Here is a 13,611-nt window from a genome sequence, read left to right on the forward strand (position 1 = left end):
GCCCCGTCCCCCCGCTCTACGTCGCGGTGACCGGCAGGGCCGGCATCCGCTTCTTCTTCCGGTTCTCCCGGACCACCCAGGCGACGTCGGGGTCCGACGACTCCGTCAGCGGGAGGAACGCCGCCAGGCCCCGATCCGGGTCGGCGGCCAGCGCGACGCTCCAGCAGTAGCCGAGCGCCTGCCGCAGGGTTCGGACGTCCGCCGCCCGCCGCTCCTGTGCCGGCAGCGACGCGAGGAAGCTCGTCGCGCTGGCGCACGCCGTCAGTGCCGCACCCGTCGTCGCCGCGTCGTGCAGCAGGCGGGGCTCGCACAACGCCGCCACGGCCGCGCGCCGGACCAGCGCGGAGCCGTCGTCGGCCCAACCGGCCATCGTCGACCGCAGGAGCTCGGGGTCGGCGTCGCCGGCCAGCTGCCAGGCCATCGCGACCCCCTCGCGGACGCGCCAGGAGCCGTCCGACGCCCGGTCGCGCAGCGCCGCGACGACGTGCGACCGCTCGCCGGCGCTCGTGGCCCCGAGCAGGCGGGGCGCCAGCGCGACGGTGGCGCACATCCGGCGGAACTCGTCCGGGTCGTCCAGGAGCTCATCGACGAGCGCCGGGTGCTCTCCCCCGCACACCTGCGCGAACGCCTGCACCAGCTCGAGGTCCGCGCGGGGGCCGGGCAGCCCGCTGTGCGCGTCCAGGTACGCCACGACGGCGGCCCCGTCGAGGTCGCGCAGTGCGGAGGCGTGCTGGGCTCGGCGGGTCGTCACGGCCCCATCCCACACCCGCGCCCTAGCACGCCGCGAGCCCGGCCCCCACGGGGACCGGGCTCGCGGGGTGGTGCGTCAGGCCTTGACGAGCGAGCGCAGGACGTACTGCAGGATGCCGCCGTTGCGGTAGTAGTCCGCCTCGCCGGGGGTGTCGATGCGCAGCACCGCGTCGAACGCGACGACCGTGCCGTCGGTCTTCGTGGCGGTCACGGCCAGCGTGCTCGGCGTCGTGCCCTCGTTCAGCGCCGTGACGCCCGTGATGTCGAACGTCTCGGTGCCGTCCAGGCCCAGCGAGTCGGCCGACTCGCCCTCGGGGAACTGCAGCGGCAGCACGCCCATCCCGATGAGGTTGGAGCGGTGGATCCGCTCGAAGCTCTCGGTGATGACGGCCTTGACGCCCAGCAGGCTGGTGCCCTTGGCGGCCCAGTCGCGCGACGAGCCCGACCCGTACTCCTTGCCGCCGAGCACGACGAGCGGGATGCCGGCGGCCTGGTAGGCCTGCGAGGCGTCATAGATCGACGTCTGCTCGCCGGTCAGCAGGTTCGTCGTGAAGCCGCCCTCGACGCCGGGGACCAGCTGGTTGCGCAGCCGGATGTTGGCGAACGTGCCGCGGATCATGACCTCGTGGTTCCCGCGGCGCGAGCCGTAGGAGTTGAAGTCGCGACGGCCCACGCCGTGCTCGGCCAGGTAGAGGCCCGCGGGGCTGTCGGCCTTGATCGAGCCGGCCGGGCTGATGTGGTCGGTGGTGACCGAGTCGCCCAGCTTGGCCAGCACGCGCGCGCCGTGGAAGTCGACGACCGGCGCGGGCTGCGCCGGCATGCCGTCGAAGTACGGGGGCTTGCGCACGTAGGTCGAGTCCTGGTCCCACTCGAACGTGTCGCCCTCGGGCGTCGGCAGCGCGCGCCACCGGTCGTCGCCGGTGAACACGTCGGCGTAGTCCTTGGTGAACATCGCGCGGTCGATCGAGGCGTCGATCGTGGACTGCACCTCGTCCGGCGTGGGCCAGATGTCCCGCAGGAAGATCGGCTGACCGGCCTCGTCGCGGCCCAGCGGGTCCGACTCGAAGTCGAAGTCCATGGTCCCGGCCAGCGCGTACGCGATGACCAGCGGCGGGGAGGCCAGGTAGTTCATCTTGATGTCGGGGTTGATGCGCCCCTCGAAGTTGCGGTTGCCCGACAGCACGGCGGCCACGGCGAGGTCGTGCTCCTGCACGGTCTCCGAGACCTTCTCGTCCAGCGGGCCCGAGTTGCCGATGCAGGTGGCGCAGCCGTAGCCGACCAGGTGGAAGCCCAGCTTCTCGAGGTACGGCCAGAGGCCCGCCTTCTCGTAGTAGTTGGTGACCACCTGCGAGCCGGGCGCCATCGACGTCTTGACCCACGGCTTGGCGGTCAGGCCCTTCTCGACGGCCTTCTTGGCGACGAGCGCAGCGGCGATCATCACCGAGGGGTTCGACGTGTTGGTGCAGCTCGTGATGGACGCGATCGCGACCGCGCCGTGGAACAGGTCGAACGAACGGCCCTGGGTGTCGGTCGTCGGGTACACGCGCATGGCCGACGACGTGATGGCGGGCGAGTCGGATGCGGGGAACGACTCGCGCTCGGCCTCGTCGACGCCGTTGGTGACCTCGGGCGCGTAGGTGGGCAGGTCGCGCTGGAACTGCTCCTTGGCCCGCGACAGCTCGATGCGGTCCTGCGGGCGCTTCGGGCCGGCGATCGACGGGACGACCGTGGACAGGTCGAGCTCGAGGTACTCGGAGAACACCGGCTGGACGTAGCTGTCCGCGGTCGGGTCCAGCCACATGCCCTGCTCCTTGGCGTACGCCTCGACGAGCGCGAGCTGCTCCTCGGAACGGCCGGTCAGGCGCAGGTACTCGATCGTCACCGAGTCGATCGGGAAGATCGCGGCCGTCGAGCCGAACTCGGGGCTCATGTTGCCGATGGTGGCGCGGTTGGCCAGCGGCACCGCCGCGACGCCCTCGCCGTAGAACTCGACGAACTTGCCGACGACGCCGTGCTGGCGCAGCTTCTGCGTGATCGTGAGCACGATGTCGGTGGCCGTGACGCCCAGCGGGATGGTGCCGGTCAGCTTGAAGCCGACGACGCGCGGGATGAGCATCGACACCGGCTGGCCCAGCATGGCCGCCTCGGCCTCGATGCCGCCGACGCCCCAGCCCAGCACGCCGAGGCCGTTGACCATGGTGGTGTGCGAGTCGGTGCCGACGCACGTGTCGGGGTAGGCCTTGCCGTCCCGGACCATGACGACGCGCGCGAGGTACTCGATGTTGACCTGGTGCACGATGCCGGTGCCCGGCGGGACGACCTTGAAGTCGTCGAACGCCGTCTGGCCCCAGCGCAGGAACTGGTAGCGCTCGCGGTTGCGCTCGTACTCCAGCTCGACGTTGCGCTCGAACGCGTCGGCGCGGCCGGCCACGTCGATCTGCACGGAGTGGTCGATGACCAGCTCGGCGGGCGCGAGCGGGTTGATGCGGCTGGCGTCGCCACCCAGGTCGACGACGGCCTCGCGCATGGTGGCCAGGTCGACCACGCAGGGCACGCCGGTGAAGTCCTGCATGATCACGCGGGCGGGCGTGAACTGGATCTCGGTGTCCGGCTGGGCGTCCGGGTCCCACTCGGCCAGCGCGCGCACGTGGTCGGCGGTGATGTTGGCGCCGTCCTCGGTGCGCAACAGGTTCTCGGCGAGCACCTTGAGGCTGAACGGGAGCTTCTCCACGCCCGGCACGGCCGAGAGTCGGAACACCTCGTACGAGGCGTCACCGACCTCGAGTGTTCCCTTCGAACCGAAGCTGTCGACGCTGCTCACGGGGGCTCCTTCGCTGGCGAGTCTGCCGGTGGTGCTGCCGGGGATGGGTGGTCACCCGGACCGCTGGGGGTGCGACCTCTCAGCCTAGGTGGCCGCGGTCGCGATTTATCTCGACATCAAGATACATGCTCGCGGGCCCCCGCGCACGCGCGTCCCGTCGTCGGCACGGCGTGCGTGCGGGGGCCCGCGGGCGGACCTCTAGGCCTGGGCGGCCCGCTCGGCGTCGACAGCGTCCTGCGCCTTGCGCTCGGCCTCGATCGCGCGCTGGTGCGAGCGCGGGTCGTAGTCCGGCGTGCCCTGCTTGTGCAGCTCCTGGGTGACCAGCCGCTTGGCCTCCGCCAGCCGGCTGACCGCGTCCTTGTCGCTCACGGTGCCTCCCTCCTGCCGGGCCGCTCCGGGTCCGGCGACGCGTTCCACGCTAGCCCGGAGCCACCCCTCCTGCACCCAGTCAGCGGGTCAGGACGGCGACCGCCTCGAGGTGGTGCGTCATCGGGAACAGGTCGTACGCCTGCAGGTCCGCCAGGGCGTACCCGGCGTCGGCGAACAGGGCGATGTCGCGGGCGAGGGCCGCCGGGTCGCACGCCACGTAGACGACACGCTCGGGCCGCAGCTCGGTGATGCCGGCGACGACCTTGCGCCCGGCACCGGTCCGCGGCGGGTCCAGCACGACCGCGTCGGCGTGCACGACGTCGGAGTCGGCGTCCACCCGGCCCGAGAGCACCTGCGCGACGTCGCCGGCGTGCAGCTCGACGTTGGAGCGGGAGTGCAGGTTGCGCCGCGCGTCCTTCACGGCTCGCGCGTCGCCCTCGACCGAGACGACCTCGCCCGTCTCGCCGACGGCGTCGGACAGCGGAGCCGTGAACAGCCCCGCGCCCGAGTACAGGTCGAGCACGGCCGCGCCGTCGACGTCCCCGAGGGCCGCCAGCACGGCGGCCACGAGCAGGTCCGGCGCCTCGCGGTGCACCTGCCAGAAGCCGGTGCCCGCCACGCGGAAGTCGTAGCCGACCTCGCCGCGCTGCACGTGCTCGCGCACGGCGGTCCGGGCGTTCGGGCGGCCGTCCATGCGGCGCCGCCCGAGGTCGAACGGCGCGTCGTCGACGAGCACGAGCGGGGCGTCGCCGCTCGCGGGGGCGATCGCCTCGACGCGGGAGCCGGCGGGCCAGCGCCGACCGAACAGGTCGAGCGCAGCGATCGCCTCGCTGGCCAGCGGCATCGACTCCAGGGCGTGCACGTCGTGCGAGCGGAACCCGCGCATGCCGGCCCGTCCCTCGGCGTCGGCGACCAGATCGATGCGCGTGCGCCAGCCGAGGCCGCCGCGCTCGTCGTCGCCGGGTGCCGCCTGGACGGGAACCTCGAGGTCGAGCTTGGCCAGCCGACGCAGCTGCTCGGCGAGCACGGCGGCCTTCCACGCGCGCTGTGCGGGCAGGGCGACGTGCGCGAGCTCTCCCCCGCCGACCCCGCCCGGGCCGGCCGCCGGCCAGGCCGACTCGACCCGGTCGGGCGAGGCCTCGAGGACCTCGACCGCGTCCGCGCGCCAGAACTTGGCGGTCTCGCCCGCGTCGGTGAGCCGCGCCCGGACCCGCTCGCCGGGCAGCGTGTGCCGGACGAAGATCACTCGCCCGTCGTGGCGTGCCACGCAGTGCCCGCCGTGCGCCACCGGCCCGATCTCGAGCTCGACCAGCTCGCGGGGAACGTCCTGTGCAGTCTCAGTAGCCACGCGGAACGGTACCCCGGACGGGCTCCTCGAGCCCCGTCTGGCCCTCGGAGGACGCCAGCTGCCACGGCACCGAGGCCACGACGACCCCGGGCGTGAAGAGCAGGCGCCCCTTCAGCCGCAGCGCGCTCTGGTTGTGCAGCAGCTGCTCCCACCAGTGCCCGACCACGTACTCGGGGATGTAGACGACGACGAGGTCTCGGGGGCTGTCCCGGCGGATCGAGCGGACGTAGGTGAGCACCGGCCGGGTGATCTCACGGAACGGCGAGTCGAGCACGCGCAGCGGCACCGGGATGTTCAGGGCCTCCCACTGCTCGCGCAGCGCGACGACGTCCTCCGGGTCCACGCCGACCGTCACGGCCTCGAGCACCTGCGGCCGCGACGCCCGTGCGTACGCCAGCGCGCGCATGGTCGGCCGGTGCAGGTGCGAGACCAGCACGATCGCGTGCACGCGGCTGGGGAGGGCCCGGGCCGACTCGGCGTCGACGCCGAGCGCGAGCTCCTCGCGGACCTGGGCGTAGTGCCGGTGGATGGACTGCATGAGCACGAACACGAAGATCATGGCCAGGATCGCGATGTACGCGCCGTGCGTGAACTTGGTGATCAGCACGACGAGCAGCACGGTCGCCGTCATGACGAGGCCGACCGTGTTGATGATCCGCGAGCGCTTCATCTGCGTGCGTCGGGCCGGGTCGGGCTCGGTGCGCAGGTGCCGGGTCCAGTGCCGGACCATGCCCAGCTGGCTCACGGTGAACGACACGAAGACGCCGACGATGTACAGCTGGATCAGGCGGGTGACCTCGGCGTCGAACGCGATGATGAGCGCGATGGCCACCAGGGCGAGCGTGACGATGCCGTTGGAGTACGCCAGCCGGTCGCCTCGGGTGTGCAGCTGCCGGGGCAGGTACCCGTCGCGCGCCAGGATCGAGCCCAGGACCGGGAAGCCGTTGAAGGCGGTGTTTGCGGCGAGCACGAGGATGAGGCCCGTGACGATGGCCACGAACACGGCCGCCCACGGCGCGCTCTGGAACACCGCGGAGGAGATCTGGCTGATCACCGGGTGCTGGACGTAGGACGTGCCGACGGGCACGCCGTTCTCCAGCAGCTGGGTCTGCGGGTCGTCGGCGAACATCACCCCGGTCGCCCGCGCAAGGAGCAGGATCGCCATGATCATGACGATCGACAGCCCGCCCAGCAGGGCCAGCGTGGTGGCGGCGTTCTTGGACTTGGGCTTCTTGAACGCGGGCACGCCGTTGCTGATCGCCTCGACGCCGGTGAGCGCGGCACAGCCCGACGCGAACGCGCGCAGGATGAGGAAGAAGCCGGCCAGGCCCGTCAGGCCCTGGTCGAACGCCGCGGACGGCGTCAGCTCGAGGCCCGCGCTCTCCGCCATCGCGAGGTTGCCCGTGAGCAGCTGGATCGCGCCCACGAGGGCGACGGCTCCGATCGCGAACATGAACAGGTACACGGGGACGGCGAACAGGCTCCCCGACTCCTTGACCCCGCGCAGGTTCGCGATGGTCAGCAGGACGACGAGCCCGACCGCGAACGCCGCCTCGTGCCCCCGCAGGGGCGGGAAGGCCGTGGCGGCGTACTGGGCGCCCGACGAGATCGACACGGCCACCGTGAGCACGTAGTCGACCAGCAGCGCGCTGGCCACGGTCACGCCCGCGTTGGGGCCGAGGTTGGTGGTGGCCACCTCGTAGTCGCCGCCGCCGGACGGGTAGGCGTGCACGTTCTGCCGGTACGAGGCGACGACGACGACCATCACGAAGACCACCGCGAGGCCGACCCACGGCGAGATGACGAGCGCGGCCGCACCCGCCAGGGAGAGCGTCAGCAGGATCTCGTCGGGCGCGTACGCCACCGACGAGAGCGCGTCCGACGCGAACACCGGGAGCGCGATGCGCTTCGGCAGGAGCGTGTGGCCGAGGCGGTCGCTGCGGACGGGGCGTCCGAGCAACAGGCGTTTGGCGGTATCCGAGAGGTCCGACACGATGCGCAATGCTAGGCCCGCGCGGCGCACGCCACACCACCGACACCAGCGCGCACGCCGGACCGGCGCAGCACGGTATAGCGTGCCGCACTGTGCACTTCGTGATCATGGGATGTGGCCGGGTCGGGGCGACCCTGGCCAAGAGCCTCGAGGACAACGGCCACTCCGTGTCCGTCATCGACCAGAACCCCGAGGCGTTCCGGCGCCTCGTCGACTTCGGCGGCAACAAGGTCACGGGCCTCGGCTTCGACCGCGACACGCTCACGCAGGCCGGCATCGAGGACGCGTTCGCGTTCGCCGCCGTCTCGGACGGCGACAACTCGAACATCCTCGCGGCGCGCGTGGTGCGCGAGACGTTCGGCATCGAGAACGTCGTCGCCCGCATCTACGACCCGCACCGCGCCGAGATCTACCAGCGGCTGGGCATCCCCACCGTCGCGACCGTGCGCTGGACCGCGAACCAGGTGCTGCGCCGCCTGCTGCCCATGGGCGCCACCGACGAGTACCGCGACGCGTCGGGCCAGATCCAGCTCTCCCAGATCGACATCCACGAGGGCTGGGTGGGCAAGCCGCTGCGCGCCCTCGAGGAGGCCAGCGGCGCCCGCGTCGCGTACGTGACCCGTTACGGCGACGGCATCCTGCCGACGTCCACCACCGTCCTGCAGGAGAACGACACCGTGCACGTGCTCATGCGGGCGGACGCATCCGCCCAGGTCGAACGGGTCCTCACCTCGACCCCGGCGGTGGAGGCATGAGGGTCGTCATCGCGGGCGCCGGCTCTGTCGGCCGCTCCATCGCGCGCGAGCTGCTCGGCCACGGGCACGAGGTCACGCTCATCGACCGGCAGCCGTCGGCCATGCGCGTCTCGCAGGTCGCCGACGCCGACTGGCTGCTGGCCGACGCGTGCGAGCTCCCCACGCTGCGCCAGGTCCACACCGAGGAGGCCGACGTGGTCGTCGCGGCGACCGGCGACGACAAGGCCAACCTCGTCATCTCGCTGCTGGCCAAGACCGAGTTCGGCGTCCCCCGCACCGTGGCCCGCGTGAACAACCCGAAGAACGAGTGGATGTTCGACGAGGCCTGGGGCGTCGACGTCGCCGTGTCCACCCCGCGGATCATGACGGCGATGGTCGAGGAGGCCGTCACCGTGGGCGACCTGGTGCGGATCTTCACGTTCCACCAGTCGCGCGCGGACATCCTCGAGCTCACCCTGCCCGAGGACTCCCCGCTGGCGGGGGTCCGGGTCGGTCAGATCGAGTGGCCGGCCGAGACCGTGCTCGCGTGCATCGTTCGCGACGCACGACCGATCGCGCCCAGCGCCGACGACACGCTCGAGGGCCGGGACGAGCTGCTGTTCGTCACGGCTCGGGAAGCGGACGAGGCCGAGCTGGAAGCGCTGCTGACCCGCGGACCAGCGACCAGCTGAGCCAGAGCGTCAGCGCGGTGAGCGGCAGTCCCATCGCGAGCTTGGCCGTGCCCAGCCACGCGACCTGGTCGGCCAGGTAGAGCGGGACCTGGACGACGAGCCGCAGCGCGAACATGGCGACCCACGGCCACGTCGCCAGCGCGTACCGGCGACGCAGGACCGGGTCGGCGCGCCACGCGACGGCGGCACCCCAGGACCCGTTGCTCGAGAGCGGACCCTCGGGCCGGAACAGGCCCATCACGAGCCCGACCAGCGGCCAGCCGACGAGGATGGAGACCAGGGTCCCGACGAGGTACACCACGTTGACCCACAGGCCGTACGCGAAGTAGTTCGAGGCGTCCCCGGACCGCCAGGCCCAGATCACGCCGATCCCGACCCCGAGCAGCCCGGAGAACGCCTGGGTCACGGGGGTGCGCTGCACGAGCCGGACGATCACGGCGACGACGGCCGCCGCCGACGCGGCGATCAGGGCCGGCGCGAGGCGCTGGCCGGATGCGATGAACACGACGACGAACAGCAGCCCCGGCGCGACCGACTCCGCGACGCCGCGGACGCCGCCGACCGCGTCAGCGGCCGAGAACTGCTCGGCCGTGAGCGCGCGCATGCCGCGCAGGCCGCCCTCCTCGGGCGGGACGAGGTCGTCGATCGCCTCGAACCCGTCGACCGGTCCGTCGTCGGGGTATCGATCACTCACCGGGACGCGGCCGCAGCTCGTAGCGCGGGTTGAACACGGTGCGGCGGCCGTCGATCAGGCACACGAGGCCCTCGATCTTCAGGCGTCGGCCCGGCGTGACGCCGGCGATCTCGCGGCGGCCGAGCCAGACCAGGTCCAGCGAGCCGCTGCCGTCGTACAGCTCGGCCTCGAGGGCAGGGACGCCCTCGCGCGGGCGCAGCGTGACCGACCGGATGACGCCGGAGACACTCGCGCGCGACCGGTCCGACAGCTGGTCGACGGGCGTGCACCCGACCGACCGGTGGGCGTCGGCGCGCTCCTCGTCGGCCTCGATCTCGGCCTGCGACGCGACGGCCTTCTTCAGGCGTTCCTTGAGGCTCATCGGATCTCCGTGATCTCCGGGCCGCGGGTCAGGGGGTCGAAGTCGGGGACGTTCGGCTGCTCCTGCGCCGGACCGGCCTGCGACAGGTTCGGCGTCCCCGGACCGGGCAGGCGCAGCGTGAGCAGGTCGCGCGGCGGACGCGCGTCCGTGCCGCGCACGACGACGATGCCGGCGAACAGCTGCTCCAGGGCGGTCGCGGCCGTCGGGTCCACCGCCGCACGCCCGGTCATCACGCCTCGCACGAACCAGCGCGGGCCGTCGGCGCCGATGAAGCGCGCGGGCCGGTGACCCGTGCGCCCCTCGGGCGTCCGGACCGGCAGACGCGCCAGGAGCTCGCGGCCGAACGGGCCCGGCAGGTCGTCGGCCGACCCGCCCTGCTGGGTCACCGACTCGGCGATCTCCGCGCGGATCTCGTCCCAGATGCCCTCGGTCCGGGGGGCCGCGAAGGCCTGCACCTGCAGCGAGGAGCCGTCGAGCAGGATCGACGCCGCGGAGACCACGTCCGTCGCCTTGTCGATCTCCATGCGGAGCTCCATGCCCTGCACGCCGGGCACCAGGATCGCGCCGAGGTCCACGCGCGGCAGGTCGTCGTCGACCTCCGACGAGTCCCAGGGGCCGCCCGTGCGCTCGACGACCTCGGGTGCGTCGTCGGTGTCGTCGTCGACCGTGCTCTCCTCGTCGACGGCAGCGTCTGCGGCGGCGTCGATCTCCGTCGCCACCGCGTCATCGGTGGCGGGATCCTTCCCACCACGCCGGAACAGCGCCACGTGCTCACTCCTCTTCGACGCGCTCGCGCGCATCAGTTGCCTACCACTCGACAGTAGTCCCGACCTAGGCGGTCGGTGCAGCCTTCCAGCCGCCGCTGGACCCGAAGCCGCCCTCGCCCCGGTGCGAACCGGGGAGCGTCTCGACCTCGACGAACCGCACCCGCTCGACCCGCTGGACGACGAGCTGCGCGATGCGGTCGCCGCGGTGCAGCTCGAGCGCGTGCTCCACGTCCGTGTTGAGCAGCGTCACGGCGATCTCGCCCCGGTAGCCGGCGTCGACGGTGCCGGGCGCGTTGACGATGGTCAGCCCGTGCCGCATGGCCAGGCCCGAGCGCGGGTGCACGAACGCGGCGAACCCGTCCGGCAGGGCGATCGCCACGCCGGTGGGCACCGTGACCCGGCCCTGCGGCGGGATCACGACGTCGATCCTGGAGACCAGGTCGGCGCCGGCGTCGCCCGGGTGCGCGTAGGCGGGCGCGGGCAGGTCGGGGTCGAGGCGCAGCAGGAGCACCTCGGTGCTGGGGTCGGCCGTCACGGGGCCAGACCCTACCCGCCGGATGGGATGCTGGGTGCATGCCCGACGCTCCCCCCACTGCCGCCCCCTACGCCGAGCGGCTCTGGCTCGGCCCGCTCGGCTGGGTGCTGCTCGTCGTCTTCGCGGTGATGATGTCCATCGCGTTCGTCCCGGTCGACGTGCGCCTCGCGGCCGCGGTCGGTGTCGCCGTGGTCGCGGTCGGCGCCGCGGTGCTCGTCGGCGCGGCCCCGCGGGTCGAGGTGCGCGACGGGACGTTCCGCGCGGGCGGTGCCCACATCCCGGTGGGGCTGCTGGGCGACGTGACACCCCTCGACGCCGCGGCGTCGAAGGCCGAGCTCGGTCCGCGGCTCGACGCGCGCGCCCACCTGGTCCTGCGTGGCTGGATCCACACGGCGGTCCGGGTCGAGCTGCACGACCCGCAGGACCCGACGCCCTACTGGGTCGTATCCACCCGCCACCCGGACCGGCTGGCCGCGGCGCTGCGCGCCTGATCGCCGACACACCTAGGGCCGGTCGCCCCGTGGTGCGGAGCGCCGGCCCTCAGATGGGTCGTGCAGTGGTGGAGCTGCTCAGGCTGCGCACTCGGAGCAGACGGGTCGACCGTCGCGCTCGTAGGCGAGCTGGCTGCGGTGGTGCACCAGGAAGCAGCTCGAGCAGGTGAACTCGTCGGCCTGCCGGGGCAGCACCCGCACGGAGAGCTCCTCGCCGGACAGGTCCGCACCGGGGAGCTCGAACCCTTCGGCCGCCTCGGTCTCGTCCTCGTCCACCACGCCCGAGTTCTTGTCGGAGCGCCGAGCCTGGAGCTCCTGGAGCGAGTCCTCGCTCAGGTCCTCCTCGGTCTTGCGCGGGGCGTCGTAGTCGGTAGCCATGTGTGGCGTCACACTCCGTGTCTGGATGGAATCTCGTACGCGGGATCAATGCACGCGACGTGCTTTTTGTTCCCGCGCGCGCTGGGATTCTGCACCAGTTTCGATCCCTGAGCGAACCGGACGCGTGACCATATTCGTCACACCCCGCGTGGGAGCGTTTTCAGGCGTCGGAATCCGCCCCGAGGCCCTCGAGGAGGGCGATCAGCTCTGTCACCCGTTCGGCTGAACCGGCGACGGTCATCGCTTCCTGGGCCGGCTGCCCGCGCAGGCCTGTGACCTGCGCGCCCGCCTCCTGGGCCACGAGCGCGCCGGCGGCCAGGTCCCAGGGCTGCAGACCCCGCTCGTAGTAGAGGTCGAGGCCGCCCGCAGCGAGCGTGCACAGGTCCAGCGCAGCAGATCCGACGCGACGAATATCACGTACCTGTGGCAACAGTTCTGCGACCACCCGTGCCTGTGCGCGGCGGCGCGACGCCGTGTATCCGAACCCGGTGCCCACCAGGGAGTCGATCAACGTTCGCGCGGCGTTCACCTGCAGCACGCGCCCGTCGAGCCGCGCACCCAGCCCGCGTCCGGCCGTGTAGGTCCGGCCGTCCTCCGGCGAGAACACGCACCCGGCCAGCGCGGTCCAGGTCGCCGGCTCGGGAGGGCCGGTGACGGCGGCGACCGACACCGCGTAGGCGGGGAGCCCGTAGAGGTAGTTGACGGTCCCGTCGATGGGGTCGACCACCCAGGTGATCCCCGAGGTGCCCGCCCGGAAGCCCTCCTCCTCCCCCAGGATCCCGTCGTCGGGCCGCAGCTCGGCCAGCCGCCGGCGCAGCAGCGCCTCCGAGGCGAGGTCCATCGCCGTCACCACGTCCTGCGCGCTGGACTTGGTCGCCGCGACGGAGACGTGCCGCCGACGGCCGTCGAGGATCAGCGCGCCGGCCTCGCGGGCGAGCGCCTCGGCGACCGCGACGAGGGAAGAGACATCACCGGGGTTCACGCGGTCCATCCTGTCAGCGGACGGTGCCTCGCCACGGTCCGGGGGCCTTGAGGTGGAAGCGCAGGGCGCCGACGCGCAGCCCGAACACCGCGAGCACGACGGCGACGCTGGCCGCCGGGGTCACCACGCCGAGCCACCACAGGAAGGCCGTCACGCTCGATCCCAGCACGGCCGGGATGGCGTACAGCTGGCGGTGGTGGAGCACCACGGGCACCTCCCCCGACAGCAGGTCGCGCAGCACGCCGCCGCCCACCCCGGTCATCACCCCGACCAGGACGGCGGCGGTCAGCGTCGTCCCGTACTCGAGCCCCTTGACGGTGCCGACGACGCTGAACAGCGCCAGCGCGCCGGCGTCCAGCACCACGATGAACCGGCGAGCCCGCTCGAGGCGCGGGTGGAAGAAGTAGATGAGGGTCGCGCCCGCCATGGCGGTGACGATGAACCGCCAGTTCGAGATGCCCACGGGCGGGACGGCGCCGATGAGCACGTCGCGCAGCATGCCGCCGCCCAGGCCGGCGGCCCAGCCGAGCACGAGGATGCCGAACACGTCGAACTGCTTGCGCACGGCGGCCAGCGCCCCGGACATCGCGCCGACGAAGACCCCGACCAGCTCGAGGACGGGTTCGAGGGGGATGTCGGTGTCCACGCGGCCGATCATGGCAGCGCCGACCGGGCACCCGCGGCACCCGGGTCGGT

General features: G+C 72.5%; 15 protein-coding genes. 3 read left to right on the top strand and 12 right to left on the bottom strand.

Annotated elements, in window-relative coordinates:
• Positions 1-16 precede the first annotated feature (16 nt).
• The 5 genes from AC1DT4_RS02275 to AC1DT4_RS02295 all read right to left on the bottom strand — a co-directional run bounded on the left by AC1DT4_RS02275 (position 17) and on the right by AC1DT4_RS02295 (position 7,281).
• On the bottom strand, positions 17-751 hold the full coding sequence (locus AC1DT4_RS02275) for a HEAT repeat domain-containing protein (RefSeq protein WP_477088146.1): 735 nt from the start codon (positions 749-751) through the stop codon (positions 17-19).
• Between the two features lie 75 nt (positions 752-826).
• Positions 827-3,571: an aconitate hydratase AcnA gene (gene acnA / locus AC1DT4_RS02280; protein WP_477088147.1), complete on the bottom strand. Its 2,745-nt coding sequence runs from the start codon at positions 3,569-3,571 to the stop codon at positions 827-829.
• 198 nt (positions 3,572-3,769) lie between these two features.
• Positions 3,770-3,940, bottom strand: a complete 171-nt coding sequence (locus tag AC1DT4_RS02285) for a translation initiation factor 2 (RefSeq protein ID WP_477088148.1) — start codon at positions 3,938-3,940, stop codon at positions 3,770-3,772.
• Between the two features lie 79 nt (positions 3,941-4,019).
• Entirely contained in the window at positions 4,020-5,288 is a 1,269-nt protein-coding gene (locus AC1DT4_RS02290; protein WP_477088149.1) for a class I SAM-dependent RNA methyltransferase, read from the bottom strand.
• Positions 5,278-7,281 carry an APC family permease gene (locus tag AC1DT4_RS02295; RefSeq protein ID WP_477088150.1) on the bottom strand — a complete coding sequence of 668 codons (2,004 nt, stop codon included), beginning with the start codon at positions 7,279-7,281 and terminating at the stop codon, positions 5,278-5,280. Before AC1DT4_RS02295 ends, AC1DT4_RS02290 begins: the two co-directional genes overlap by 11 nt.
• Positions 7,282-7,388: 107 nt before the next feature.
• On the opposite strand from AC1DT4_RS02295, the gene AC1DT4_RS02300 reads away from it, so the two are divergent.
• Both AC1DT4_RS02300 and AC1DT4_RS02305 read left to right on the top strand, forming a co-directional pair.
• Positions 7,389-8,036 (top strand): potassium channel family protein, encoded by a 648-nt coding sequence (locus tag AC1DT4_RS02300; RefSeq protein ID WP_477088203.1) that lies wholly within the window; start codon positions 7,389-7,391, stop codon positions 8,034-8,036.
• Positions 8,033-8,707 (top strand): potassium channel family protein, encoded by a 675-nt coding sequence (locus AC1DT4_RS02305; protein WP_477088151.1) that lies wholly within the window; start codon positions 8,033-8,035, stop codon positions 8,705-8,707. Before AC1DT4_RS02300 ends, AC1DT4_RS02305 begins: the two co-directional genes overlap by 4 nt.
• Here the strand turns inward: AC1DT4_RS02305 and AC1DT4_RS02310 are convergent.
• From AC1DT4_RS02310 to dut, 4 genes are all read right to left on the bottom strand, one after another.
• Positions 8,640-9,401: a DUF3159 domain-containing protein gene (locus AC1DT4_RS02310; protein ID WP_477088152.1), complete on the bottom strand. Its 762-nt coding sequence runs from the start codon at positions 9,399-9,401 to the stop codon at positions 8,640-8,642. The genes AC1DT4_RS02305 and AC1DT4_RS02310 overlap by 68 nt on opposite strands.
• Entirely contained in the window at positions 9,394-9,762 is a 369-nt protein-coding gene (locus AC1DT4_RS02315) for an OB-fold nucleic acid binding domain-containing protein (protein ID WP_477088153.1), read from the bottom strand. The genes AC1DT4_RS02310 and AC1DT4_RS02315 overlap by 8 nt, the downstream gene beginning before the upstream one ends.
• Positions 9,759-10,529, bottom strand: coding sequence for a DUF3710 domain-containing protein (locus tag AC1DT4_RS02320; protein WP_477088154.1), 771 nt, complete (start codon positions 10,527-10,529; stop codon positions 9,759-9,761). Before AC1DT4_RS02320 ends, AC1DT4_RS02315 begins: the two co-directional genes overlap by 4 nt.
• 64 nt (positions 10,530-10,593) lie before the next feature.
• Positions 10,594-11,064, bottom strand: a complete 471-nt coding sequence (gene dut, locus AC1DT4_RS02325; RefSeq protein ID WP_477088155.1) for a dUTP diphosphatase — start codon at positions 11,062-11,064, stop codon at positions 10,594-10,596.
• Between the two features lie 38 nt (positions 11,065-11,102).
• On the opposite strand from dut, the gene AC1DT4_RS02330 reads away from it, so the two are divergent.
• A complete protein-coding gene (locus AC1DT4_RS02330; RefSeq protein ID WP_477088156.1) occupies positions 11,103-11,555 on the top strand; it encodes a DUF3093 domain-containing protein in 453 nt (150 codons plus the stop codon).
• Between the two features lie 78 nt (positions 11,556-11,633).
• Here the strand turns inward: AC1DT4_RS02330 and AC1DT4_RS02335 are convergent, their stop codons facing one another.
• The 3 genes from AC1DT4_RS02335 to AC1DT4_RS02345 all read right to left on the bottom strand — a co-directional run bounded on the left by AC1DT4_RS02335 (position 11,634) and on the right by AC1DT4_RS02345 (position 13,561).
• Positions 11,634-11,933, bottom strand: coding sequence for a DUF4193 domain-containing protein (locus tag AC1DT4_RS02335; RefSeq protein ID WP_056090713.1), 300 nt, complete (start codon positions 11,931-11,933; stop codon positions 11,634-11,636).
• 160 nt (positions 11,934-12,093) lie between these two features.
• Positions 12,094-12,915: an inositol monophosphatase family protein gene (locus tag AC1DT4_RS02340; protein ID WP_477088157.1), complete on the bottom strand. Its 822-nt coding sequence runs from the start codon at positions 12,913-12,915 to the stop codon at positions 12,094-12,096.
• A 13-nt stretch (positions 12,916-12,928) separates the two neighbouring features.
• Complete coding sequence (locus AC1DT4_RS02345) at positions 12,929-13,561, bottom strand: trimeric intracellular cation channel family protein (RefSeq protein WP_477088158.1); 633 nt, start codon at positions 13,559-13,561, stop codon at positions 12,929-12,931.
• Positions 13,562-13,611: the final 50 nt, after the last annotated feature.

The organism is Cellulomonas sp. P4_D11, from assembly GCF_056401915.1.